Annotated in this window: 24 protein-coding genes; 11 read left to right on the top strand and 13 right to left on the bottom strand. The window is 32.5% G+C overall.

The features are described 5' to 3' along the window. Positions 1-63: 63 nt before the first annotated feature. Complete coding sequence (gene map / locus K8Z87_RS01500; RefSeq protein WP_227475697.1) at positions 64-888, top strand: type I methionyl aminopeptidase; 825 nt, start codon at positions 64-66, stop codon at positions 886-888. Positions 889-898: 10 nt separating this feature from the next. Continuing rightward, positions 899-1693 (top strand): class I SAM-dependent methyltransferase, encoded by a 795-nt coding sequence (locus tag K8Z87_RS01495; protein ID WP_227475695.1) that lies wholly within the window; start codon positions 899-901, stop codon positions 1691-1693. A gap of 100 nt (positions 1694-1793) precedes the next feature. Here K8Z87_RS01495 and K8Z87_RS01490 read toward each other — a convergent pair whose 3' ends face one another. Next, complete coding sequence (locus tag K8Z87_RS01490; protein WP_227475693.1) at positions 1794-2807, bottom strand: FAD:protein FMN transferase; 1014 nt, start codon at positions 2805-2807, stop codon at positions 1794-1796. Between the two features lie 93 nt (positions 2808-2900). Beyond that, positions 2901-3278, bottom strand: a complete 378-nt coding sequence (locus K8Z87_RS01485; RefSeq protein ID WP_227475691.1) for a Na(+)-translocating NADH-quinone reductase subunit F — start codon at positions 3276-3278, stop codon at positions 2901-2903. 198 nt (positions 3279-3476) lie between these two features. Here K8Z87_RS01485 and K8Z87_RS01480 point away from each other — a divergent pair, with 198 nt between their 5' ends. Together K8Z87_RS01480 and K8Z87_RS01475 are read left to right on the top strand one after the other, a co-directional pair. Continuing rightward, a complete protein-coding gene (locus K8Z87_RS01480) occupies positions 3477-4916 on the top strand; it encodes an SLC13 family permease (RefSeq protein ID WP_227475689.1) in 1440 nt (479 codons plus the stop codon). A gap of 62 nt (positions 4917-4978) precedes the next feature. Then, positions 4979-5308, top strand: coding sequence for a cupin domain-containing protein (locus K8Z87_RS01475; protein WP_227475687.1), 330 nt, complete (start codon positions 4979-4981; stop codon positions 5306-5308). Between the two features lie 108 nt (positions 5309-5416). On the opposite strand, the gene nqrF is transcribed toward K8Z87_RS01475, so the two are convergent. From nqrF to K8Z87_RS01445, 6 genes are read right to left on the bottom strand one after another with little or no spacing between them, the layout of a single operon-like run. Next, complete coding sequence (gene nqrF, locus K8Z87_RS01470; RefSeq protein ID WP_227475711.1) at positions 5417-6724, bottom strand: NADH:ubiquinone reductase (Na(+)-transporting) subunit F; 1308 nt, start codon at positions 6722-6724, stop codon at positions 5417-5419. 4 nt (positions 6725-6728) lie between these two features. Then, positions 6729-7472, bottom strand: coding sequence for an NADH:ubiquinone reductase (Na(+)-transporting) subunit E (gene nqrE, locus K8Z87_RS01465; RefSeq protein ID WP_227475685.1), 744 nt, complete (start codon positions 7470-7472; stop codon positions 6729-6731). Between the two features lie 48 nt (positions 7473-7520). After that, positions 7521-8165 (bottom strand): NADH:ubiquinone reductase (Na(+)-transporting) subunit D, encoded by a 645-nt coding sequence (locus tag K8Z87_RS01460; protein WP_227475683.1) that lies wholly within the window; start codon positions 8163-8165, stop codon positions 7521-7523. A gap of 3 nt (positions 8166-8168) precedes the next feature. Further along, positions 8169-8957: a Na(+)-translocating NADH-quinone reductase subunit C gene (locus K8Z87_RS01455; protein WP_227475681.1), complete on the bottom strand. Its 789-nt coding sequence runs from the start codon at positions 8955-8957 to the stop codon at positions 8169-8171. A gap of 2 nt (positions 8958-8959) precedes the next feature. Further along, positions 8960-10189: an NADH:ubiquinone reductase (Na(+)-transporting) subunit B gene (locus K8Z87_RS01450; protein ID WP_227475680.1), complete on the bottom strand. Its 1230-nt coding sequence runs from the start codon at positions 10187-10189 to the stop codon at positions 8960-8962. Between the two features lie 45 nt (positions 10190-10234). Next, positions 10235-11587, bottom strand: a complete 1353-nt coding sequence (locus K8Z87_RS01445; RefSeq protein ID WP_227475678.1) for a Na(+)-translocating NADH-quinone reductase subunit A — start codon at positions 11585-11587, stop codon at positions 10235-10237. Positions 11588-11858: 271 nt separating this feature from the next. On the opposite strand from K8Z87_RS01445, the gene K8Z87_RS01440 reads away from it, so the two are divergent. The 3 genes from K8Z87_RS01440 to apaG all read left to right on the top strand — a co-directional run bounded on the left by K8Z87_RS01440 (position 11859) and on the right by apaG (position 15006). Continuing rightward, on the top strand, positions 11859-13106 hold the full coding sequence (locus tag K8Z87_RS01440; RefSeq protein ID WP_227475677.1) for a type IX secretion system plug protein: 1248 nt from the start codon (positions 11859-11861) through the stop codon (positions 13104-13106). Positions 13107-13188: 82 nt separating this feature from the next. Beyond that, positions 13189-14565 (top strand): pyridoxal phosphate-dependent decarboxylase family protein, encoded by a 1377-nt coding sequence (locus K8Z87_RS01435; protein WP_227475675.1) that lies wholly within the window; start codon positions 13189-13191, stop codon positions 14563-14565. A 54-nt stretch (positions 14566-14619) separates the two neighbouring features. Further along, positions 14620-15006: a Co2+/Mg2+ efflux protein ApaG gene (gene apaG / locus K8Z87_RS01430; protein ID WP_227475674.1), complete on the top strand. Its 387-nt coding sequence runs from the start codon at positions 14620-14622 to the stop codon at positions 15004-15006. Here apaG and K8Z87_RS01425 read toward each other — a convergent pair. Next, the gene (locus K8Z87_RS01425; protein ID WP_227475672.1) at positions 14961-16013 is read right to left on the bottom strand and encodes a DUF6695 family protein; all 1053 of its coding nucleotides are present in this window, start codon (positions 16011-16013) and stop codon (positions 14961-14963) included. The genes apaG and K8Z87_RS01425 overlap by 46 nt on opposite strands. A gap of 165 nt (positions 16014-16178) precedes the next feature. On the opposite strand from K8Z87_RS01425, the gene pruA reads away from it, so the two are divergent. After that, complete coding sequence (gene pruA, locus K8Z87_RS01420) at positions 16179-17807, top strand: L-glutamate gamma-semialdehyde dehydrogenase (RefSeq protein ID WP_227475671.1); 1629 nt, start codon at positions 16179-16181, stop codon at positions 17805-17807. A 111-nt stretch (positions 17808-17918) separates the two neighbouring features. Further along, the gene (locus K8Z87_RS01415; protein ID WP_227475669.1) at positions 17919-18329 is read left to right on the top strand and encodes a nuclear transport factor 2 family protein; all 411 of its coding nucleotides are present in this window, start codon (positions 17919-17921) and stop codon (positions 18327-18329) included. Positions 18330-18333: 4 nt separating this feature from the next. Here K8Z87_RS01415 and rsmG read toward each other — a convergent pair whose 3' ends face one another. Further along, positions 18334-18960 carry a 16S rRNA (guanine(527)-N(7))-methyltransferase RsmG gene (gene rsmG, locus K8Z87_RS01410; RefSeq protein WP_227475667.1) on the bottom strand — a complete coding sequence of 209 codons (627 nt, stop codon included), beginning with the start codon at positions 18958-18960 and terminating at the stop codon, positions 18334-18336. Between the two features lie 143 nt (positions 18961-19103). On the opposite strand from rsmG, the gene K8Z87_RS01405 reads away from it, so the two are divergent. Together K8Z87_RS01405 and K8Z87_RS01400 are read left to right on the top strand one after the other, a co-directional pair. After that, positions 19104-20207, top strand: a complete 1104-nt coding sequence (locus tag K8Z87_RS01405) for a fatty acid desaturase family protein (RefSeq protein ID WP_227475666.1) — start codon at positions 19104-19106, stop codon at positions 20205-20207. Positions 20208-20229: 22 nt separating this feature from the next. After that, entirely contained in the window at positions 20230-21417 is a 1188-nt protein-coding gene (locus K8Z87_RS01400; RefSeq protein ID WP_227475665.1) for a pyridoxal phosphate-dependent aminotransferase, read from the top strand. A 160-nt stretch (positions 21418-21577) separates the two neighbouring features. Here K8Z87_RS01400 and K8Z87_RS01395 read toward each other — a convergent pair whose 3' ends face one another. The 3 genes from K8Z87_RS01395 to trkA all read right to left on the bottom strand — a co-directional run bounded on the left by K8Z87_RS01395 (position 21578) and on the right by trkA (position 25243). After that, positions 21578-21847, bottom strand: coding sequence for a hypothetical protein (locus K8Z87_RS01395; protein ID WP_227475664.1), 270 nt, complete (start codon positions 21845-21847; stop codon positions 21578-21580). A gap of 543 nt (positions 21848-22390) precedes the next feature. Beyond that, a complete protein-coding gene (locus tag K8Z87_RS01390) occupies positions 22391-23893 on the bottom strand; it encodes a TrkH family potassium uptake protein (protein WP_227475661.1) in 1503 nt (500 codons plus the stop codon). Positions 23894-23896: 3 nt separating this feature from the next. Further along, positions 23897-25243: a Trk system potassium transporter TrkA gene (trkA, locus tag K8Z87_RS01385; protein ID WP_227475660.1), complete on the bottom strand. Its 1347-nt coding sequence runs from the start codon at positions 25241-25243 to the stop codon at positions 23897-23899. Positions 25244-25266: the final 23 nt, after the last annotated feature.

Raw genomic sequence — 25266 nt, 5'->3', positions numbered from 1 at the left:
CTACTCTAGAACCATATCTTAAGTTTATATAAATGGCTATCTTTGCCGCATAATTTCATAACCATGATTGTTGTTAAAACAAAAGAAGAAATAGAATTAATGCGCGAAGCAGCCCTTGTCGTTTCTAAAACTTTAGGTGAAGTTGCTAAAGCGGTTAAACCTGGTGTTACTACGCTTCAATTAGATAAAATTGCTGAAGAATGTATTAGAGATCAAGATGCTATCCCTGGCTTTTTAGGCTTGTATGATTTTCCTAATACGCTCTGTATGAGTCCCAATTCTCAAGTAGTACATGGCATTCCTAATGATATTCCTTTAGTTGAAGGCGATATTATTTCTATTGATTGCGGTGCTATTAAGCATGGTTTTTATGGTGATCACGCCTATACATTTCCTGTTGGAAAAATCGATGCAGAAACTGAAAAGTTACTTCAAGTAACTAAGGAATCGCTTTACATCGGTATTAAAGAATTAAAATTAGGCAATCGTGTTGGTGATGTTGGTTATGCCATTCAACAATACACAGAATCGCATGGTTATGGTGTAGTGAGAGAATTGGTTGGTCATGGTTTAGGCAAAACTATGCATGAAGATCCTGAAATGCCCAATTATGGACGTCGTGGTCGTGGCAAAAAATTTATTGAAGGTATGGTTGTTGCTATAGAGCCTATGATTAATATGGGGACACATAAGATCAAACAACATAAAGATGGTTGGACAATCACTACTCTAGACAATCTACCAAGTGCACATTTTGAACATGATGTTGCTATAGTTGATGGTAAACCAGAATTATTGTCGACGTTCGCATATATCTATGATGCCTTAGGAATTAAGAGTAATGAAGAAGATGAGTTTAGGCAAATTAAGTTAACAGTTAACAGTTAACAGCATCCATTTGAAACGACTTTTTAAAATAGTCCTAAATAATATTCCCAGACCTATATTAATTAGGTTAAGTTATGTAGCACGCCCAATATTAGCATTTTTTCTAAGAGGTAATCGATACACTGACCCTATTGATGGTAAAAGCTATAAAAGCTTTCTACCTTATGGTTATGGCAACCAACGTAATAATGTATTATCACCTTCTACTCTATCTCTAGAGCGTCATCGCTTATTATGGTTGTATTTACAAAAGGAAACAGACTTTTTTAAAACAGACACTTTGCCTGCACTCAGTGTGACAAAAAAATTAAAAGTATTGCATTTTGCGCCAGAACAAGCATTTTATAAACGCTTTAAAAAACTAAAGCATCTTGATTATATCACAACTGATTTGAATTCGCCATTAGCAGATGTAAAAGCCGATATTTGCGATCTTCCTTTTAAGGATAATGAATTTGATATTATTTTATGTAATCATGTTTTAGAACATATTCCTGACGACACTAAAGCCATGCAAGAATTGTTTCGTGTTTTAAAATCTGGTGGTATGGGTATTTTTCAAATTCCACAAGATTTATCTCGAGAAACTACTTTTGAAGACGATTCCATAACTGATAAAAAAGAGCGGGCTCGAATTTTTGGACAATACGATCATGTTAGAGTTTATGGTCGTGATTATTTTCATAAACTTCGTTCTATTGGTTTTAGAGTCGAAGAGGTTGATTATACCTCAGCATTTTCTGAAGAAGAAACACAAAAGTATTGTTTAGCTAAAGGTGAAATTATTCCTGTGGTTTATAAATAAAAAAAAGCTGCTCTAACCCTAACTTAGAACAACTTTTTTCATTTAAGTATTAATAGCACTATTAAGACACCTTATATCTTAAAAAGTCACATTACTTTTTTTATTCAGGAAAATTATTTAAGCTCAACGTTTCTAATGCATCATTATCTGTTAAGTAAATAAAATACACCTGAAGTTCTGGGTGCTGTTCTAAAAATGAAGTCACGGCTTCTATTCCCATAGCCTGAAAAGCAGTTGCATACCCATCTGCCAACATAGCATTTGGTGCAATTACAGAAACACTCAATACATTGGTTTTAGTTGGGTAACCTGTTTTAGTATTTATAATATGTGCATATCGATTACCATTATCGTCTACTTTAAATTTACGATAAGTTCCAGAAGTAGCCATACCTTTATCTGATAGTGAGATAATTTTTGAATACGATTGCGACCCATCAAAATTAGGGTCATCAATACCAATGGTCCATGCTTTTTGGTTTTTTATATTTATCCCAGCTGCTCTTAAATCACCTCCTATATCTACCAGATAATTGTATATGCCTTTAGAGACTAAAAAATCTCCAATAACATCTATACCGTAACCTTTGGCTATAGCATTAAAATCAACATAGGTGTCATCTGGTTTTACAAAACCTTCATCTGTATGCTTTACATTATTAAAACCTACATTACGCATTAGTCTTCTAATTGTACTACTGTCTGTTAAAAACTTGTTTTTATCAGGTCCAAAATTCCAAGCATTAACTACGTTACCAATGGTTGGGTCAAAAACACCTTGTGTTTCTTCATATATTTTTTGAGACGCTTTATAAACGGTTTTGAAATGATGGTCTAATGTTACAGGTTCATTTCTGTTAAACTTAGAAATATCAGAATCCGGAATATATGTAGACATTGATGTATTTATAACTTCAAATAAGCTATCAAACTGTTTTTGGAAATTTTCAGGTTGTTCAGAATAATATTGAATGTTATAATTTGTACCGAATACAATACCAGAAGTCTTTAAATAGTGCAACTCCTGTTTTGCATGCTCATTCTCTTGTTTAGATACCTGCTTACAAGAAAAACAACATATCAAAATTGATACAATGAATATAATCTTATTCATATTTAACTTTAAAGTTTTGTTTATTAAGATTCCTGCCTACACTTCGACAATCCCGATAACTATCGGGACAGTGTGCCACACAGAAATGACAAATCAATTCAAATTCATATCAAGTACTTGAATTCCATTGTATTCAATAAGATATTCTTCGTTTAAATATATGGGTAATTCTTCACCTTTAGGGTTTCCTAAACCAACACCAGCATAAAGTACTTTTGCATCTTTATCAAAAGCATGTTTTTTAAAGGTTTCCATCCAAACCACATCAAAATTATTAGGATTATCTGGTAATAAAACAGCACGTACAATCACAAAAAAATATTGACTGTTTTTATCGATACACACAAATTGCGGATGCTTTTTTAGCTTGCTATTAATAGCCACAAACTCAAACCCTCGAGCTTCTAGATCTTTGCCTACATGGTTCATAGCTAAATTATGTAATTCTTGTTTAGTCAGTGCTGTACTCATATTCATTTCCCTTGTAAAAGAGAATCTATTTAAATCTAACAAACTTTGAGTTTGCAAAGGTAAAGCCTGGTGCAGATATTTCCGAATTAAATGTCTATTTTTACTAGCAATGAAACATTCTTTATTATATTTTACCATACTGCAAGATGCTCATTTGAATGTTCCTTATGAGCATAAAAAAACAATAACTATTAACAGATGAAACATCATCCGCTATCTAAACGTATCGGTCTTTTTTTAGGCCCTTTGTTATTTACAATTGTTCAAATTTTACCTTTTGAAATGGTTTCTGAAAAAGCAGATACGGTTATTGCTGTAGCACTTTGGATGGTATTATGGTGGATCACTGAAGCTGTTTCTATTTCTGTAACCTCATTACTCCCATTACTATTATTTCCATTATTTAAGATAATGCCTATCGCAGACGTTGGTGCTAATTACGGAAGTCCGATTGTCTTCTTATTTTTTGGTGGTTTTATTTTAGCTTTAGCCTTAGAAAAAGTTAATCTTCACAAACGTATAGCGCTTACCATTATAAAATTAACAGGCACATCTCCTAATAGAGTTATCTTAGGATTTATGATTGCCACTGCTTTTATGAGCATGTGGATTAGTAATACCGCAAGTACTGTCGTAATGTTACCAATTGCCATGTCTGTTATTAATTTATTGGTTAATGACGAAGACGGCTTTACTAAAAAAGACAAAAACTTTGCACTGAGTGTTATGTTAGGCATTGCATTTTCTGCAAATGCTGGTGGTATAGCTACGGTTATTGGCACACCGCCAAACTCGGTATTAATTGGCTTATTAGAAAACGAATACAACACTACTATTAACTTTGTAGATTGGATGCTTATTGGCTTACCATTTTCTACAACATTAATTACCATCATCTATTTTGTATTGGTGAAATGGATGTTCCCTAATAAGGGTTTGGTGTTTGATGCTTCTAAATCTGTGATTAAAACAGAGCTTAATAAGCTTGGTAAAACCTCATCAAAAGAGAAACAAGTTCTCATTACATTTGCTGTTATTGTATCGCTATGGATTTTTAGAGGAGTCATCAACAAATATATACCTGGACTGGGTTTAACAGATACTATGATTAGTATTTTTGGTGCTATTGCATTATTTGCAATACCTCATCGTTTAAAAGAAGGAGATTTTATATTAGAATGGAAAGACACTAGTAAATTAGCTTGGGGTATTTTAATTCTTTTTGGTGGTGGATTAGCTCTTGCAAAAGGCATGTCTGCTAGTGGTATTGTAGATGTTGTAGCTACAACTATTTCTAATAGTGATATTAGTATTTTGGTTATGGCTTCGTTACTTATTATACTTATGCTGTTTATGACAGAGCTTATGAGTAACGTAGCACTAACTGCAGTTTTAGCACCTGTAGTTGCAGGTATTGCTATAGGTCTAAATATTCCTATTTTGTATTTATTAATCCCTGTAACTATAGCAAGTAGTTGTGCATTTATGCTCCCTATGGCCACACCACCAAATGCTATTGTATTTGCTAGTGGTTATATAAAAGTGCATCAAATGGCTCGTGTTGGTGTTATTTTAAACCTAATTGCAGTGAGTCTTTTAATATTAATGTTTCAATTTGTTATACCATTGATATTTTAGTCTAGATGATACAATTCCAAAAACATAAGTCAAACTATTTTTATTTAGCATTATTAATTATAATGTATAACTGTATAAACAAAAACACTTTACCAGGCCCACTAGAAGCTGGCTGGAAAGGAGAAGCTGTTTGTGAAATCGTTGAAGACAATAAAGAATTAAGAGTTCTCAAATGTACTTTTGAGCCTGGTATTGGACACGAAAAACATTATCACAATCCTCATTTTGGCTACACGCTTGTTGGTGGCAAATTTAGAATAACAGATACTACTGGAATACGAAACGTTGACGTCCCAACTGGTTATAGTTTTAGTAAAAATGAAATCTCTACCCATGAAGTTTTAAATATTGGAGAGACTACTGCTGTGTTTTTGATAATGGAGTATAAATAAAAAACCAGCACTGTTATGTACTGGTTTTAATATGTTTTGATTCTCTACTAAGAGATTGCCACGCTTCTCTCGCAATGACAAATCATTTTGCAAAGTATCGCTTGGCGACTAGCCTCCGAAGTCATCAAATCTTATATGCTCATCTGGGATACCGAAATCTTCTCCCATTTTTTGCACTGCTTGGTTCATTAACGGAGGTCCACAGAAGTATAATTCTATATCTTCTGGGGCATCATGATGATTTAAGTAATTATCAATCACACAGTTATGAATAAAGCCCACAAAACCATCTCCATCATCATTAATATTTTCTTTTACTTTCCAATTATCTTCTTCCATAGGTTCTGAAAGTGCCATGTAGAATTTAAAATTAGGGAAATCCTTTTCTAATTTTCTAAAGTGCTCAATGTAAAATAGCTCTCGCTTAGAACGACCTCCATACCAATATGTTACTTTACGACCCGTTTTAATGGTTCTGAACAAATGGTATAAATGCGAACGCATTGGTGCCATACCAGCGCCACCACCAACATAAAGCATCTCACTTTCAGACTCATTAATAAAGAACTCTCCATAAGGTCCAGAAATAATAACTTTATCTCCTGGTTTTTGTGCAAATATATAAGACGATGCTACACCTGGATTAACGTCCATCCATCCATTTTTTGCTCTATCAAATGGAGGTGTTGCAATACGTACATTAAGCATAATCTCACGACCTTCAGCTGGGTAAGACGCCATAGAATATGCACGCTCAACTGTTTCGTTATTTTTCATTACTAGCGGCCATAAACCAAACTTATCCCATTCTGCTTGAAATTTATCTGCTGTTTCATGTTCTTCAGGATGTGCAGTAATATCAATATCTGAATATTTAATTTCGCACTCAGGAATTTCAATCTGTATATATCCACCTGCTTTATATCCCATATCTTCAGGAATTTCAACTACAAATTCCTTAATAAAAGACGCCACATTATAATTACGTACTACAGTAGCTTCCCATTTTTTAATACCAAATACTTCTTCTGGAATGGTAATTTCCATGTCTTGCTTTACCTTAACTTGACAAGACAAACGTGCTCCATGTGCTAACTCTTTTCTAGAAAAATGTGGAGTTTCTGTAGGTAAAGCTTCTCCTCCACCTGCTAATACATGACACTCACACTGAATACAAGTTCCGCCACCACCACACGCAGATGGTAAAAATATTTTTTCACCGCCTAAAGTAGATAATAGCGTTCCTCCTGAAGCTACCTCAATTTCGCGCTCTCCATTAATTAAAATTTTAACAGGGCCAGATGGAGATAATTTTTGTTTTACATATAATAATAAACCAACTAATGCTAGTGTAATTAACAAAAACGATGCAACAGTTGCTATGACGGTACCTATTGTACTTGCTACTAATAAAATCATATTACTCTACTACTTTAGTTGTGTTATCTGCCTCTTTTTCTATTTCAGAAACGTCAGCTAGTTTTTTATCTTCGTCTACCTCTGTAACAACTTCTACAGTTTTTTGTTCTTCTTCAACGGCTTCATCACCTCCTGTTAACATACCTCCAAAACTCATAAAACCAATAGCCATTAAGCCCGTAATAATAAACGTAATACCTAAACCTCTTAATGGACCTGGAACGTTACTATATCTTATTTTTTCGCGAATAGCTGCAATAGCTAAAATGGCTAAAAACCATCCAATACCAGAACCAATACCATACGTCGCTGCTAATCCTAATGAGGCGATTTCACGAGATTGCATAAATAATGATCCACCTAGGATAGCACAATTTACTGCAATTAATGGTAAAAATATACCTAAGGAATTGTATAATGATGGCGAAAATTTCTCCACTACAATCTCTACCAATTGTACCATAGTTGCAATGGTAGCGATAAACATAATGAAAGATAAGAAGCTTAAATCGTATTCTGCATACTCAGGACCTAACCAAGATAGTGCTCCAGGTTGTAATAAATATTGATCTAATAACCAGTTTAAAGGTACTGTTATGGCCAGTACAAAAATCACTGCAGCTCCAAGGCCAACAGCAGTTGATACTTTTTTAGATACAGCAAGGTAAGAACACATTCCTAAGAATGTAGCAAATACCATATTATCTATAAAAATTGATTTAAAAAATAACTCTACGTGTTCCATATTTTTCAGTATTAAGATCCTGTAACAAGTTCAGGATAACACTTTGTGTTAATCTTCTATTAATGCTTTATTTTTACTACGTTGTACCCAAATGATGAGCCCTACTACAATCAATGCCATTGGCGATAATAACATAAATCCGTTATTCTCATAACCAAATGCATACAGTCCTGTTTTTTCAATAGGATCACCTAGAATTGGAAAACCCAATAAGGTACCAGAACCTAATAATTCTCTAAAAAAACCAACGATAATAAGAATTACACCATATCCAAAGGCATTACCAATACCATCTAAAAATGATCTCCATGGCCCATTACCTAAAGCAAAAGCTTCAAAACGTCCCATAATAATACAGTTGGTAATAATTAATCCTACAAATACCGAGAGTGTTTTACTCAACTCGTAAGCAAAGGCTTTAAGTACTAAATCAACAATAATTACTAACGCTGCTACAACAATAAGTTGAACAATAATTCTAATTTTAGAAGGAATAATATTTCGTATTAAAGAAATAATAACGTTACCAACACCAAGTACAAATAATACTGAAATAGACATTACTATTGATGCCTCTAACTCTGCTGTAATTGCTAGAGCAGAACATATACCTAATACCTGGATTGTAATTGGGTTGTTATCCGCTAGAGGATCTAATATTAATTTGCTGTCTTTTTTAGATAAAAGTCCCATAAATTAATTTTTTAAGTTTTTAAAATAAGATAAGTACAGTTTTAAATCTGTTTTAATCATTGCTGTTACACCATCTCCTGTAATTGTAGCACCTGCAATGGCATCAACCTCATTATCTGTTTTATCATTGTTCTTTGGATCTGCATTACCTTTACGAATAGTAACGCCTTTAAACACTCCATCTTTCATTAAATGCTCTCCAATAAAATCGTCCATAAAGAAACGTTGTTTAATGTTGGCTCCTAACCCAGGTGTTTCTCCTTTGTGATCAAAATATACACCATGAATAATCATATTTTTATCTAAAGAAATGTAGCCCCAAATAGCATCCCAAAGTCCTTTCCCTCTAATTGGTACAACATAACAAGTCTGACCTTCTTCATTCTTACCTAGAAATAACGGTAGCTTTCTAATTTCACCATCTTTAGCATTATTTTGCTCTTTTTTAATGTCTATAAGATATGGCTCTTCGTTATTATTCTCTTCTTTATATTCATCTTCAGAAAGCACTCTAATTATTTTACCATCTTTAGCTTCTATAACCACTTGGTTAAAAATATTATCTTTAAATAATTTTGGTGTTTCTTCATTAGAAACAAAGATTGCTTTATTCTCTTCATTCTCATTAACACCTAAAGCGTACAAAATGTTTTTTTGCTTTTCTAAACGCTCATTTTCGGTAATCATAGGGTTTAGAGTGGATGCTAAAAATGCTAACAAAGCACCTACAACCAATACCATCCCTATGGCAAATATGACTGTATACGTATTTTTATCTGTTCTCTTTTCCATCCTTATGCAGTTTTAGCTTTTAGACGTTTCATTCTTTTCTTAACATTACCTTGAACCACATAATGGTCTATTGTTGGTGCAAACACATTCATTAATAAAATGGCTAACATGACACCTTCTGGATATGCTGGATTGAATACACGAATCATAATTGATATAAAACCGACTAAGAAACCATAAATCCATTTTCCTTTATTTGTTTGCGAAGCTGTTACTGGGTCGGTTGCCATAAAAACAGTACCAAAGGCAAAACCACCAATGAGTAAATGATGCCAAAATTCTGTACTCATTAAGCCATAGAATTTACTACTCTCAGTAATCCAACCAGAGCTTACAACTCCATTAAATATAAGTCCCATAACTAAAGCTCCAATTACTGAAGACAACATAATTCTCCAGCTCCCTATCTTAGCAAAGATTAGGAATAAAGCTCCTATTAATATTAAAAAGGTAGACGTTTCACCTATAGAACCAGGAATAATTCCAAAAAACATATCCATCCAATCATAACCTAAAACCCCATTATTCTGTGCTAAACTTCCTAAAATCGTTTCACCAGAAATAGCATCTACATTTTCACCTGCTGCAATTTGATTTGCTCTTTCTACAGCACCATGAACCCATACTTTATCTCCAGACATCCATGTCGGATATGCGAAAAATAAGAATGCACGGATAGTTAATGCAGGGTTAAGAATATTCATTCCGGTACCACCAAACACTTCTTTACCAATTACAACACCAAAAACAACAGCTACTGCCAACATCCATAATGGTGTATCTATTGGCACAATAAGTGGCACCAACATCCCTGTTACGAGATAACCTTCTTCTACTTCATGCTTTTTGATAACGGCAAATAAAAATTCGATAGCTAAACCAACTCCGTACGAAACAATAACTAGTGGCAACACTTTCCATAAACCAACAACTAAGTTATCTATCGTCCAAAAAGAAGCCCCTAAAAATCCGTTAGCCTTAGTGGTAATTTCTCCTAAAGCTATGTGATGTTGGTAACCTGCGTTATACATACCAAAGATTAAACATGGTATTAAAGCCATGATCACGGTATTCATAGTACGTTTTAAATCGTCTGCGGCCTTAATATGAGTTCCATTATGTGTGATCTCATTAGGCAAGTATAAAAATGTATGAATAGCATTAAATGCAGGAGCCATTTTAGTGCCTTTATACTTTTCTTTTAAGTTATGTAAATTACTTTTTAATCCCATATTGAATATGTTTGACCTCTCAACTGCGCTCGAGGTGACATTTTATTATCCTATCTCTTTTAGCATTAAGTCTAAACCTTCTCTAATAATTTTTTGATGTGGTTGTTTAGAAACACATACAAATTCTGTTAGTGCAAAATCTTCAGGTGCTACTTCATACATTCCTAAAGCTTCCATTTCGTCTAAATCTTTATACATACATGCTTTTAAAATTTGCATTGGATAAATATCTAAAGGAAAAACTTCTTCATAAGTTCCTGTAGTTACAAAAGCACGATGTTCTCCATTAGTATTGGTATTTAAATCGTATTTCTTTTTAGGAGACATCCAAGAGAATGTTAATGCTCTAGATGTAGATATTTTATTAAAAATTGGTTTATTCCAACCAAAAAACTCATAATCATCTCCTTCAGGAATTATTGATATTATATTACTATAATAATCTAAGTTTCCGTCTGGATTTAATTCTTTTCCACTTAACACATTACCTGATATAATACGATCATTCCCATCTTGCTCTACTCCATTATCATAAATCATAGTAGACACTTCAGATCCTATTATTGTTTTAAAATAACGTGGCTTTTTTACTGAAGATCCAACTAAAGCAACTATACGTTCAGCATTAAAACGACCTGTTAATAATAACTCTCCTATAATTATTAAATCTTGTGCATTAACTGTCCAAACTGTTTCACCTTTATTTACGGGATTTACTTTATTAATTAAAGTACCAACATTACCTGATGGATGTGGACCAGAAACTTTATATGTAGTTATATCATTTAAATCTGCTAGAGGAGAATTGGCAGTAACACCTACAGAGACATGCACACCACCATCAGTTAATTTAGACAATACAGTTACAGCTGCCTGAAGCTCTGCTTCTTTACCTTTTAAAGTAAAATCTAAGTCTGCAGCTAAAGGTGCACTTGCGTAACCAGAAATAAAAATAGCTTTTGGTGTATGCTCTACATTTGCAACAACATCGTAAGGACGTTGTTTAATAAATGCCCAACAACCAGAAGCTAATAAGTGAGCTTTTATAGTTTCTGCATTTGCATTGGCATCTAGTTTACCATGTTCTACATAACTTTGCGTTTTATCTGCAGTTATTTTAATACCGTCTATTCGACGCTTTGGTCCACGCTGTATTTCTGTTATAGTTCCAGAAACTGGTGATACAAATTTCACTGCTTCGTTCTCTTTATTATAGAATAAAGTTTCTCCAGCTTTAACTTGCTCACCTTCTTTGGCAACTAATTTAGGAATAATACTGTGGAAATCTTCGGGTCTAATAGTGTAAGTATTACTAATAATAGCATTCTCGATGGTTTTTTCGGCTTCGCCAACCAACTTAATATCTAAACCCTTTTTAATTCTAATGTCTTTTGACATATTTCTTAAAGATTAGTTATCTAAAAATCGATGCAAAAATACGAATTTTTGATACAGTTTCCATAATTATTAACACTAATTTTTATGTTGTATTTCGCTAAAAAAGCATTTCAGATTTGTTTATAATTAACATAAACTTTAATCTCTTTTAAAAATAAAATTCTTAAACAAATTAAAAATAAATAAGTATGTTAATGAATTTGTCTTAAAATATTCCAATACAATACTTGGGCACAGAATTTGTTTATATTTACAGCAAAAGGTTTTATTAATGTTAAATAAACTATACTCTATTATATTTTTGTTAGTTATTCCAACAATTGGATTCTCTCAAGTGGAAGAAATAAATCCACCAGATTTTATTAAAACCATTACGTTTAGAAGTAATACTACAGAAGGACAATTGCCTATTTTAAAATTAGGCGAAACCTTAAACTTAGAATTTGATGCACTTACTGGAGATGAAGAAGATTTTTATTATAAGATTGAACATTTTAACTTCGATTGGACTCCTTCAAATCTTATGAAGTCTGAATATCTAAGTGGCATTGATGGACAACGTATTAGAGATTACACTAACTCTTTAAACACCTTTCAAATTTACTCACATTATGATTTAACCATACCTAATCAACAAACTAGAAGATTACTTAAATCTGGTAATTACCTAATCACAATTTACGATAGTTATGACGAGATTATGTTTTCTAGAAAGTTTATGATTTTTGAAGATTTGCTTGGTGTTGGCGTACAAGTTAAACGCACAAGAAACCTCAACAACATACAAGAAAAACAGATTGTTAATCTTAAAATCAACTCTAACAATCTAAATCTTGTAAACCCAAAACAAACTGTAAAAACATTGATTATTCAAAACAATAATCTTAATGCTACTATTTCTAATTTAAAACCTCAATTTACAATAGGTAATGAATTGATTTACCGCTACGATGATGAAGCTTCATTTTGGGGAGGTAATGAGTATCTTTATTTTGAAACCAAAGAAATTAGAGGCGCTAATATTGCTGTACAATATGTAGATTTAAGAGATCTTTATCACAGTTATTTATTTAATCAAATCAATAGGTCAAAAAGACCTTATACTTATTTCCCTGATATTAATGGTAATTTTGTTATTACAGCATTAAATGTTGATGATGTAGATAGCAGAGCTGATTATAGCATTGTTCACTTTTCTCTAAATAACGAATTGCTTTTAGATAAAAAAATATATGTGTATGGTAATTATAACAACTATGCTTTAGAACCCGCTAATGAAATGATATACAATTCTGAAAAACAAGTTTACGAATGTGTTTTTCCTTTAAAGCAAGGTTTTTACAATTACAAGTATGTCGCAGTTGATGCTAATGGCAATTTAGATGAAGGAGCCATAAGCGGTAATTTTTGGCAGACTGAAAATAATTATAAGGTGCTTGTTTATTACAGAGATCTAGGAGCACGTTTTGATCGTCTTATTGGTTTTGGCGAAACAAATTCTGAAATCATCACCAATTAAAATTATCCTAAATTAATTATCATACTGTAAGTTTCTTCGGTATTTTTGACAAAAATTTTTCAATTTATTTTAAATTCAAACTATGCAACAAGACATCGATTTATTTAATGAGCTAAGTCATATCCTTTTAGAAGAAGAAAAAAACAATCCTGTAGCAAAACCAATTCCTACAACAGAATTGTTTAATGCTTTAGATTTAGACTTAAATACAGATGGCATCTTAGATGATGAGCTAAAAGCCAATTTAGCTTCTATAATAAAAAGCACTCCAAAAACTGCTTCGAAATCATTTTTCAATCAATTATTTGGTGGTAGAATGGGAAAAGCTACTCTTGGTGATTTATTATCTGTAATGCTTAATAATAGCATGTATACATATAAAGTTGCTGGTCCGCAAGTTGGTATTGAAAAAATAGTATTAAAGAATATAGCCAAACTTGCTGGCTACCCTAAAGACAGTGATGGTACCTTAGCTCCAGGAGGTTCAATGACAAATATGATGGCCATGCTAATGGCTAGAGATCTCAAGAACACAAATATAAGAGCGAATGGTATTTCTGAGAAAATGATAGTATATACCTCTGAAGCATCGCATTATTCTATTGCTAAAAATGCTGCATTAACTGGTATAGGAAGAGATCAGGTTCGTAAAATTAAAACCAATAGCAAAGGAGAAATGTCGCCTGAGCATTTAAACCAAACTATAGTAGAAGATATAAATAACGGACATATTCCATTTTTTGTTAATGCTACAGCTGGCACAACAGTTTTAGGAGCTTTTGATGATATTACAGCAATTAGCAAAGTTTGTAAAGCACACCAATTATGGCTACATGTAGATGGTGCCTATTGTGGTGGAGTTATTTTTAGCAAACAATATAAACATTTAGTTAACGGCTTAGAATTATCCGATTCGTTTAGTGTTAATGCTCATAAAATGTTAGGTACGCCTCTTGGCTGTTCTATAATTATTACAAAACACAAAGCACAATTACACCATTCATTCTCAAACGAAGCTGATTATTTATACCAAACCGACGGTGATGATTTTAACCTCGGAAAAACATCCATACAATGTGGGAGACGTAACGATGCATTAAAATTATGGACGTTGTGGAAATCTATAGGAACATCTGGTTTAGAAAAAATGGTTAATCACCAGTTTGAACTGGCACAAACTGCTAGAGACTATATTAATAACAACTCTGATTACACTTTATATAGTTTTGAAGATTCTATATCTGTATGTTTTAATTATAAAGGTATCCCTGCAAATGAGTTATGTACAGCGTTATATGAAGATTCTCAACTTATGGTAGGTTTTGGTAAATTTAACGACCAAGAATTTGTAAGAATGGTGACATTAAATACTGTTTTAGATCATAATGATATTGTAGCATTCTTTAAAACTCTCGAAACTTATGTTTCAAATCATATGCTAAAAACAGCATCCTCTTAACTGTTTTAATAGCAAAAAATACTTTATTTTAGCAAGAGGAATAGATTAAAGGTAATGGTACAACAAGTTACAAGCGGAATTAAAATTTCTGTAGAGACCAATTTTGAAGGTACATTTTATAAAAATTATAAAGTGAATTTTGCTTTTGGTTATAAAGTAACTATTGAGAACCAAAGCAAGGAAATCGTTCAGCTAAATTCTAGATATTGGAAAATTTTAGATGCTTTAAACAATGAAGAAATCGTTAAAGGTGAAGGAGTCATAGGTGAAAAACCTATTATTTCACCTGGCGAATCACATATTTATAGTTCTGGCTGTCTATTAACTTCGCCATTTGGCTCAATGCATGGTTACTATAATATGGTTAACTTATCTAATTCAAAAAAAATAAAGGTCTATATTCCTTCCTTTAAATTAAGCGCTCCTTTTTCTTTAAATTGATTTGATTCATAATCTCTTAAAAAATCAAATTTATACGTTGTATTGTTTTGTTCTATATGAAAGAATAAACAGTTAGAGTAATAAACAAATTTGTACGCTTTAGAGCTATCAAAATCTGAAGCGTCTACTTTAAATACACCATCTACATCTACATCTCCATAAGGAGATATTCGTCTAAATCGATATTCTTCTTTTTTGTTTATATCATACAATTCAAACCAAGCTCCAGAACCTATACCAGAAAGCCATTGTGCATTTTCATGTTTTTCAGCATTATGTTTAGGTTCTAAACTACCAATAAAATTAGGCTGATGGTCTTTTAAACGATCGAGAAATAAACGCAAGTTTTCTTTAACAATAGTGCTTTTAAATTCTGTAATTTCTCCTTTTTCAGAAACTTCATAAACAAAATTCTCTGTATCCGCTTTTACAGCATTTCCTCCTGTACTCGGCGTAAACCATTTGTATTTAATTAACCGTTTTCTTAGAGTCTCGTCAGTAGTTCCTGCAATGATTGTATCAGTAACAAATCGCGCACAATTACAAGCATTATCTGCAAAAGCAGCATAAGTAATAAAACCTTGTTCCTGTAAGCCATCGATATGTTGACGTGCCATCTTATAATTTACAGCATTACAGACCGAAGCCACCAATACACCATCACCGTGAGTTAATTTGGGATTCGTAGCTAAAAACACTAAAATAGATTCTAGATTTACAATAGTATCGTTTTTAATTTCTGCTTTTAATGGAAAATCTAATTCTCTGTCAGTTGTAAAACCTCTTACACGTCCATAAGGAGCTTCCGTAACATAGCGACCAAAGTCATGATACTCTAAAACACCTGTAGATTTATCAATTAAAACCAAGGCTGCGTGACCAGCTCTTACATAATTTTTCTTTCCGATACCTATAACCCGAAGAAATTTTGAATACCACTCTTCTGCCACCATTACTACGGTTTCTGGATAGCCTAGTGTTAATATAAAAGCATCATTTTGAAGCATTGTCGTTCTAAGTTGTAAATCGGTTTTTAGTAGTCCTTTTAAAAGGCGGCAACTTACAAAAATTAATTCGGAATTATGTTTTCATTAAGAATTTCAAATTAAAATAATCTATTAAATATTGTACCTTTGCTCATCAAAATTTTATAATTAAAAACACAATATAACATGGGAAAAGGATTCTTTAACGTACCGGTTGCTATTAATGAACCTGTAAAATCTTATGCTCTGGGTTCTCCTGAAAGAGAAGCTGTCGCTAAAGCATATAAAACAATGTTTAATAGTAAGACTGAAGTACCGATGTATATCAACGGAAAAGCTATTAAAACTGGTAATACGCGAACAATGTCTCCTCCTCATGATCATCAACATATTGTTGGAGAATATCATTTAGCAGAACAATCTCATGTAGACGAAGCTATTTCTACGGCTTTAGAAGCACGTAAAAGCTGGTCACAATTACCATGGGAACAACGTGCTGGTATATTTTTAAAAGCTGCAGAATTAATTGCTGGACCTTACCGAGCAAAAATTAATGCTGCAACAATGATTGCACAATCTAAAACGGTTCACCAAGCTGAGATTGATGCTGCTTGTGAGTTGATTGATTTTTTACGTTTTAACGTACAGTTTATGACGGATATTTACCACGAACAACCCGAAAGCACGAGTGATGCATGGAACCGTCTAGAATACAGACCACTTGAAGGTTTTACCTATGCTGTGACACCATTTAATTTTACTGCTATTGCTGCAAATTTACCTGCATGTATGGCTATGATGGGTAATGTTGTGGTTTGGAAACCTAGCGATAGCCAAATTTTCTCTGCTAAAGTAATTATGGACGTCTTTAAAGAAGCTGGCGTACCAGATGGTGTTATTAACGTAGTGTTTGGCGATCCTGTAATGATAACGAATACCGTTATGGCAAGCCCAGATTTTTCTGGTTTACATTTTACAGGTTCTACATTTATCTTTAAAGAATTGTGGAAACAAATAGGTAACAATATTCATAATTATAAAACCTATCCTAGAATTGTAGGCGAAACTGGAGGAAAAGATTTTATCATTGCGCATAAATCTGCAAATGCTAAACAAGTTGCTACTTCAATATCTAGAGGTGCTTTTGAGTTTCAAGGTCAAAAATGTAGTGCTGCTTCTAGAGCATACGTTCCTTCTAACTTATGGCCAGAAGTTAAAGCTTCTGTTGTAGAAGATGTAAAATCCTTTAAAATGGGATCTCCAGAAGATATGGGTAATTTTATTACTGCTGTAATCCACGAAGGTTCTTTTGATAAACTTGCAAAGTATTTAGACGCTGCTAAGAGTGATGCTGATGCTGAAATTATAGTTGGTGGTGGCTACGATAAATCTAAAGGTTATTTTATTGAACCTACAGTTATAGTCACTTCAAACCCTAAATACACAACAATGTGTACTGAACTTTTTGGACCAGTTATTACAATTTATGTTTATGATGAAAATGCATATACAGAAACATTAAAATTAGTTGACCAGACAAGTGAGTATGCATTAACAGGAGCTATTTTATCTACAGACAGATATGCAATACAAGAAGCTACTAACATTTTACAAAATGCAGCTGGAAATTTCTATATCAATGACAAACCTACTGGTGCAGTTGTAGGACAACAGCCTTTTGGTGGAGCTAGAGCTTCTGGAACTAATGATAAAGCTGGTAGTGCATTAAATTTATTACGTTGGGTATCACCACGTATGATTAAAGAGACATTTGTAACACCAACAGATTACAGATACCCTTTCTTAGGAGAGTAGTTTTTATTAAAATATCATTATATAAAAAGAACCATTCTTAATTTTTTAAGGATGGTTCTTTGTAAGCTCTTTTTAACAGTTCGACTATAATTTCAATAAAAGCAAAACACCATGGAACAGAAACTTCCACTTCCACCGTTTACATTAGAAACCGCAAAACAAAAAGTACAAGCCGCTGAAGATGCTTGGAACACTAAAAATCCAGAAACTGTTTCTAAGGCTTATACTGTTGATACCGAATGGAGAAATAGAGATACATTTATTAATGGCAGAGATGAAGTTGTATCTTTTTTAACTAATAAATGGAATATTGAACGTAACTACAAATTAAAAAAAGAACTTTGGGCTTTTACTGAAAATAGAATTGCAGTACGTTTTGAATACGAATTTCAGAACGCTGAAGGTAATTGGTATAGAGCTTATGGTAATGAAAATTGGGAGTTTAATGAAAACGGTTTAATGCAAAAACGTTATGCCAGTATTAATGATCTTCAAATTAAAGAAACAGATCGAAGACTTTAATCTTTTATTTATGCTTCAATGGTAGATATACCACTTTTTTAGTTTCAAAAAAATCTTCTTTAAAATAATCGGTTAAAGGAAAAATTTTAACCGTTGTGTATTGTTTCAATTCTTCCTTTAGATCTCCACCTTTAAGGTATAAAATTCCATTTTTAAATTGGTTTTTCTGATCTTTTTTAATTTTACCTTTCACCCATTTAGTAAACTCTGGCATTGCAGTTACAGCACGACTTACAATAAAATCGAAAGTTTCATTAATAGCTTCTACTCTACTATGCGTCGTTTTAATATTTTTTAATTCTAACTGTTCTGCAACACTATTAACAACCTTCAATTTTTTATTAATGCTATCTACTAAATGAAATTGACAATTAGGAAATAATATAGCTAATGGCACTCCAGGAAAACCACCTCCAGTACCTACATCTAAAACAGAAGAGCCATCAGCAAAAGGCATCACCTTAGCAATTGCTAAAGAATGTAAAACATGTCGTAAATACAACTCATCAATATCTTTACGAGAGACTACATTTATCTTACTATTCCAATCCTTATAAAGATTTTCTAAGGCTTCAAATTGTTGTATTTGTAATTCTGTAAGGTTAGGAAAGTATTTTAGTATGAGCTCCATTGTCAATATTTCTGCAAAAATAGTTAATTTAAATATTGATATTTTAACTAAACTCCAACAAAAGCGTACAATTATTAATTATCTTTGCCTACTATATAATGAATGTTAGCTTATATTCGTTATGTGAAAACGTATAAAATAGTATGAATACACCAAAAGCTTTATCATTCTCAAGAAAAGATTCTGCAAAATTCTTCAGAACACTTAATAAGCGAGTTAACGATTACTTTAAAGAAAATAACATAAAACGTACAGGTAATTATAAATTATGGATTAAAACAATAGTAATGTTTGCTATATTTTTAACTCCATATTTTTTACTCTTAACTTTAAATATTCCAACTTGGATACAAGTTTTATTAACAGTTGTTATGGGAGTTGGCATGGCAGGCGTTGGCATGAATGTAATGCACGATGGTAATCACGGTTCTTTTTCTAACAAAGAATGGGTAAATCGATTAATGGGAAGTAGCATATACATTTTAGCAGGAAATGTTTACAACTGGCAAGTACAACATAATGTATTACACCATACATATACTAATATACATGGCCATGATGAAGATTTAGAAGCAGGACGCATTCTTCGTTTTTCTGAACATGCTAAATGGTATAAACATCATAAATTTCAACATTACTATTCTATTTTGCTATATGGTTTATTAACTATAAACTGGGCAATTACAACAGATTTTCAACAGATGAAGCGTTACATGCAACGCAAATTGTCTTATGGCAAATTCCCGAATCCAGTAATGAATTGGAGTAAATTAGTCATCTCAAAACTTATTTATATTGCTATGTGGATTGCCATTCCTATTTTTCTAACAGATTTAGCGTGGTATGAGGTCGTTATCGGATTTTTAATTATGCATTATGTTGCAGGCTTAATTTTAAGCGTTGTTTTTCAGTTAGCACATGTTATGGACGAAGCAGAAATGCCAATGCCTGAAAAAGATGGGATGATGAAAAACACTTGGGCTATACATCAGTTAAAAACAACCGTTAATTTTGGAGCAAAAAGTAGAATTATAAATTGGTATACTGGTGGTTTAAACCATCAAGTAGAGCATCATATCTTTCCTCATATTAGCCATATTCATTATGGTAAAATTGCTGAAATTGTAAAAGAAACTGCAAAAGAATTTAATTTACCATATAAAGAATATAAAACAACACGTAAAGCTATTATTGCGCATTTTAAATTTCTGAAAGAAATGGGTACTAAACCCGTTGTAACTATTTAATCAACTTTTTTATTTCATTAGCATGAATAACCTTTCTGATAGAATTAATAATCTATCTACTTCAGCAACCTTGGCGATGGCAGCAAAAGCAAGAGAGCTACGCGCAGAAGGAAAAGATATTATAGGCCTTAGTTTAGGCGAACCTGATTTTAGCACACCAAATTTCATTAAAACTGCCGCAATTGAAGCTGTAAATGAAAATTACAACAGCTACACACCTGTTGATGGCTATGTGGAATTAAAGGATGCTATTATTAATAAGTTTAGACGTGATAATAATTTAAATTACGACAAATCTCAGATTGTAGTCTCTACAGGTGCAAAACAGAGTTTATTTAATATTGCTTCCGTAATGTTAAATGATGGAGATGAAGTTATTTTACCTTGTCCGTATTGGGTAAGTTATTCTGATATTGTAAAACTTAATGGTGGAGTTCCTATTGAAGTAGAAACCTCTATTACTAATGATTTTAAAATGACGGCTGAGCAATTAGAAGCTGCCATTACACCAAAAACTAAAATGATTTGGTACAGTTCACCTTGCAATCCAAGTGGTTCTGTTTATAGCAAAGAAGAACTTAGAGCTTTAGCCGACGTATTACAAAAACACCCAAATATATATGTAGTTTCTGATGAAATCTACGAACACATCAATTTTGTTGGAGACCATATTTCTATGGCATGTTTTGATGATATGTTTAATAGAACCATTACTGTAAATGGTGTATCTAAAGCATTTTCTATGACGGGTTGGCGCATAGGTTATATCGGTGCACCAACAGAAATTGCAAGAGCTTGTAATAAAATGCAAGGGCAAGTAACTAGTGGTGCTAATTGTATTGCGCAACGTGCAGTAATAACAGCATTAAACGAATCGCCATCTCGCATTCAACATATGATCGATGAGTTTAAAACAAGACGCGAACTTGTTTTAGGTCTATTTAGAGCTATCGATGGCTTTAAATGTAATGAGCCTGAAGGTGCCTTTTATATTTTTCCTGATGTATCTGACTATTTCGGAAAAACACTAAAAGGAAAATCTATAAACAATGCGTCTGATTTTTCCATGTACCTTTTAGAAGAAGCTAATGTAGCAACAGTTACAGGTGAAGCTTTTGGAAACCCAAACTGTATTCGTATTTCTTACGCTGCTTCTGAATCGCAAATTAAAGAAGCTGCAAGACGTATTAAAACCGCATTAGATAAATAAAGGTTATTTCTTTTAATATATACAAAAGACTAATGTCAGGTTGAGCGCAGTCGAAACCTATTTTGAATACTAGGCTTTAAAGATCTTTTTGATTGCGCTCAGTGTGACTCTTCATTTTTATAGAGATGAAGCAATTAATTATTGAATTCTTAAATCAAACTCACGATTTAGTTAAAACAATTAAAGCTACTATTAAACCAAAAAATCCTATTAAGGTTACCACAGTTATTTTTACCCACCAAATCTGACGCTCCATTTTCATGCGTTTTCTAATAGCACTTAATTGTTTATTAGTTGCTTTAGGCAAATTATATTCTGTTTTCTCTTCACATATAGATGTTCTTAAACGTAATGTGTTTTTAAACTTATCTCTTTTAAGAAGTAATTTTCTATTATTCTTAATTGTTAAATTCATTGCTAAGATTGACATAATACTGCTATTTAAAGGATTAAACATGAGTTAATTTCAAAGAGATGATCTCTAAAAATCGTGGAAAAATGCATAAAAAAAAGGCACTTTTACAAGCACCTTTTAAGATTATTTATGTTTTTTAGGATTAAAACAGTATTGCCAATGTAATTACAAATATTGAAAGTTTTAATACCATATCCATATGGTTGACCATATTGAATCTCTTATGTTTAAGATGCTGTCTTACACCAAATACAGATGTCGAAGAAGAATTAGTTAAGTTCTGTTTAACTACTGATTTGTAAGTAGAATTTAATAAGTGTTCATTATTGAATACAAATTCTTTTCTTGTTCTGGGTGATGGTTCTGTTTCTTGTTGTGTTAATACTAATTCCATGATTGATTATTTTTTAATTGATTACACTTATATGACGCCATATTAAATAAAATGTTACAGAGTATAACGAATATGTTATGTTATAATTAATCAAAAAACTATGGAAATATCAGTAAATACTGATGGTTCTTAAAATTGAAAAAAAATGAAAAAATAACGCTCTATTATCTATTTCGCCAGAAAAAAGGAGTTAATAAAATAAGCACTGTAAACAATTCTAATCGACCTAAAAGCATTAAAAAAGAAGCCCACCATTTTGCTAAAGGTGGTAATGCTGCATAATTATGTGTAGGTCCAAAATCCCCTAAAGCTGGCCCAACATTTCCTAAACTTGAGGCTGACAAACCAATCGCCGATTCAAAATCCATTTGAAACATTGAAAACACTAAAGCTCCGAAAATAAAGAAAAGCATATAAACAATAAAGAACCCTAGTATATTAAATACAATATCACCAGACACAGATCTGTTATTATAACGTACTGGCAATATAGCGTTAGGATGAAGTGCACGTTTAAATTCTAAAAAACCATTTTTAATTAAAACCAAATGACGCACTACTTTTATACCACCAGCTGTACTACCTGCAGATCCTCCTAAAAACATGAGTCCAAAAAAGAAAACCGTTAAAAAAGGAGTCCATAAAGTATAATCTGCAGTTACAAAACCTGTTGTTGTAATAATGGCTAATACTTGAAATAAACCATGTCTTACAGCGCTTTCAAACTCACCCATAACCATAGGATGATCTATCGAGGATTGCGATGGGTCCGCATTAAAATATATGATTAATGCAGCAATCGCAGTAAATACAATTATAAATTTAAAGTAAATTTTAAATTCTTCGTCTTTAATGATTTTTTGCACTTTACCTTTAAATGCAAAATAACTCAACACAAAATTAGTACCTGCTAAAAACATAAATACCATAATGATATATTGAATAGCCGGATTAGAATTCCAATGCGCAATACTATCATTTTTAGTTGAAAATCCGCCTGTAGACAAAGTACTCAAAGCATGGTTAATAGCATCGAAAAAAGACATTCCCGCCACTTGTAACAATAGTGTTTCTGCAATGGTATAACCTACATAAATTAGCCACAAACGTTTTGCTGTATCTGTAATTCTAGGGTGTAATTTATCGCCACTAGGTCCTGGAGCTTCTGCTGCAAAAAGCTGCATACCTCCAATACCTAACAATGGCAAAATAGCAATTGCTAATACAATAATACCCATACCACCAATCCAATGTGTTGTACTACGCCAGAAGAGTACTCCTTTAGGCACACTTTCAATATCATTCAAGATACTTGCACCTGTTGTGGTATAACCTGATATAGTTTCAAAAAACGCATCCGTAAATAAAGGTATCGCTTCAGTAATAAGATAAGGAAGTGTTCCTGTTAAAGACATTACAATCCAACCAAAAGCGACTACAATATAACCTTCGCGCTTATTCATCTCTTTGCGATGCTTTCTTGTGCCTATCATTAGCGCTGCGCCTATAAGTAACGTTATCAGCGCAGATAGAAGTAATTTAAAAGTAACACCATCTTTATAGATTAAACTAATTAAGGTAGCAATAGCCATAAAACCGCCATTAAATAACAGCAATAATCCAAAAAAATGGAAAATAATTTTATAATTAAGTTTTATGCGAGTCATAAACTAAGAGAAAAACTTTTCAACTTGAGATATTGAGCGAGGTAAGCAGCAAACGACTACTCTATCTCCTGCTTCAATTTTAAAATCCCCTAACGGGATTAATCCTATTCCGCTTCTTATAACGCCTCCAAAAATGGCCGAACGCGGAAAATTAAGTTCTTTAATTATTTTGTTAGTAATCTTAGAGTTTGGTTTTACAACAAACTCTAATAATTCTGCATTCATATTTGTCAACTTGGTCATAGCAACCACTTCGCCTTTACGTATATATCTAAAAATATTGTTGGCCGCAAGGAGTTTTTTATTTATTAAAGTATCTATACCTATAGACTGTGACAGTTGATAATAATCCATATTTTCAACTAAAGCAATGGTTTTTTTTACTCCTTTAGATTTTGCTAAAAGACAAGACATAATATTTGTCTCTGAGTTTCCTGTTACAGATATAAAGGCATCCATATCAGAAATATTTTCTTCTTCTAAAATATCTACATTTCTTCCGTCACCACATATAACCAAAGCATTAGGCAAATCATCAGCCAATTCTTCAGCAATATCTTTTCTACTTTCTATAATTTTAACATTTTTACTCTGGCCAAGGTCTTTTGCAGTTTTATAACCTATTTGACTACCGCCAAGAATCATAACATCTTTTATTTCAACTTTAACTTTCCCTGATAAATCAAACAACTCTTGATCACCTCCTTTAGAAGTTACAAAAACAACCTTATCACCTTCTTTAAAAATAGTGTCACCTCTAGGAATTATCGTATACTGTGTGCCAAAACGTTGAATTGCTATAGGAATAAAATGAAGTTCAGAGTACAATTCTGCAGCTTCCTTTACTGTTTTTCCAACAAAAGCCGCAGTACGCGATATACGCAAACCTAGCATTGTAAGTGCTCCTTCTTCAAATTCATAAGTATCATTAAACCCATACTGATTTAATAACAACTCTATTTCTGAAGCAGCAAGTGACTCTGGTGAAATTAACTCATCTATACCAAACTTAGAGAAGCTTACCGTTTCTTTATTATCTATAAATTCTGTATTAGAAATTCTTGCGATTGTTTTTTTAGCTAATAATTGTTTGGCTAAAGCACAAGCTGTAATATTTGTAGTTTCGGATGAGGTTACAGCAATAAATAAATCTGCTATTTCTATACGAGCTTCTCTTAATGTAGTTATAGAAGTTGCATCGCCTTTTATTGTTTTAATGTCTAGATGTTCTCCCGCATAAGTAAGTCCATCTTTTTTATTATCAATTAAAGTGATTTCTTGCGACTCGAATGATAATAATTTAGCCAAATGAAACCCTACTTCACCAGCGCCTGCAATAATAATTTTCATTATTTCTTATTTCCAAAAACATA

Origin of the sequence: Winogradskyella immobilis (assembly GCF_021887715.1) — a bacterium.
GTDB lineage: Bacteria > Bacteroidota > Bacteroidia > Flavobacteriales > Flavobacteriaceae > Winogradskyella > Winogradskyella immobilis.
This window is presented reverse-complemented; position numbering and strand designations above follow the sequence as displayed.

Bases quoted from the DNA above. Each gene is read 5' to 3' on its own strand.
- map (WP_227475697.1), top strand. From the start codon at position 64: ATGATTGTTGTTAAAACAAAAGAAGAAATAGAATTAATGCGCGAAGCA.
- K8Z87_RS01490 (WP_227475693.1), bottom strand. From the start codon at position 2,807: ATGAATAAGATTATATTCATTGTATCAATTTTGATATGTTGTTTTTCT.
- K8Z87_RS01485 (WP_227475691.1), bottom strand. From the start codon at position 3,278: ATGAGTACAGCACTGACTAAACAAGAATTACATAATTTAGCTATGAAC.
- K8Z87_RS01480 (WP_227475689.1), top strand. From the start codon at position 3,477: ATGAAACATCATCCGCTATCTAAACGTATCGGTCTTTTTTTAGGCCCT.
- K8Z87_RS01475 (WP_227475687.1), top strand. From the start codon at position 4,979: ATGTATAACTGTATAAACAAAAACACTTTACCAGGCCCACTAGAAGCT.
- nqrE (WP_227475685.1), bottom strand. From the start codon at position 7,472: ATGGAACACGTAGAGTTATTTTTTAAATCAATTTTTATAGATAATATG.
- K8Z87_RS01460 (WP_227475683.1), bottom strand. From the start codon at position 8,165: ATGGGACTTTTATCTAAAAAAGACAGCAAATTAATATTAGATCCTCTA.
- K8Z87_RS01455 (WP_227475681.1), bottom strand. From the start codon at position 8,957: ATGGAAAAGAGAACAGATAAAAATACGTATACAGTCATATTTGCCATA.
- K8Z87_RS01450 (WP_227475680.1), bottom strand. From the start codon at position 10,189: ATGGGATTAAAAAGTAATTTACATAACTTAAAAGAAAAGTATAAAGGC.
- K8Z87_RS01445 (WP_227475678.1), bottom strand. From the start codon at position 11,587: ATGTCAAAAGACATTAGAATTAAAAAGGGTTTAGATATTAAGTTGGTT.
- K8Z87_RS01440 (WP_227475677.1), top strand. From the start codon at position 11,859: ATGTTAAATAAACTATACTCTATTATATTTTTGTTAGTTATTCCAACA.
- K8Z87_RS01435 (WP_227475675.1), top strand. From the start codon at position 13,189: ATGCAACAAGACATCGATTTATTTAATGAGCTAAGTCATATCCTTTTA.
- apaG (WP_227475674.1), top strand. From the start codon at position 14,620: ATGGTACAACAAGTTACAAGCGGAATTAAAATTTCTGTAGAGACCAAT.
- K8Z87_RS01425 (WP_227475672.1), bottom strand. From the start codon at position 16,013: ATGCTTCAAAATGATGCTTTTATATTAACACTAGGCTATCCAGAAACC.
- pruA (WP_227475671.1), top strand. From the start codon at position 16,179: ATGGGAAAAGGATTCTTTAACGTACCGGTTGCTATTAATGAACCTGTA.
- K8Z87_RS01415 (WP_227475669.1), top strand. From the start codon at position 17,919: ATGGAACAGAAACTTCCACTTCCACCGTTTACATTAGAAACCGCAAAA.
- rsmG (WP_227475667.1), bottom strand. From the start codon at position 18,960: ATGGAGCTCATACTAAAATACTTTCCTAACCTTACAGAATTACAAATA.
- K8Z87_RS01405 (WP_227475666.1), top strand. From the start codon at position 19,104: ATGAATACACCAAAAGCTTTATCATTCTCAAGAAAAGATTCTGCAAAA.
- K8Z87_RS01400 (WP_227475665.1), top strand. From the start codon at position 20,230: ATGAATAACCTTTCTGATAGAATTAATAATCTATCTACTTCAGCAACC.
- K8Z87_RS01395 (WP_227475664.1), bottom strand. From the start codon at position 21,847: ATGTCAATCTTAGCAATGAATTTAACAATTAAGAATAATAGAAAATTA.
- K8Z87_RS01390 (WP_227475661.1), bottom strand. From the start codon at position 23,893: ATGACTCGCATAAAACTTAATTATAAAATTATTTTCCATTTTTTTGGA.
- trkA (WP_227475660.1), bottom strand. From the start codon at position 25,243: ATGAAAATTATTATTGCAGGCGCTGGTGAAGTAGGGTTTCATTTGGCT.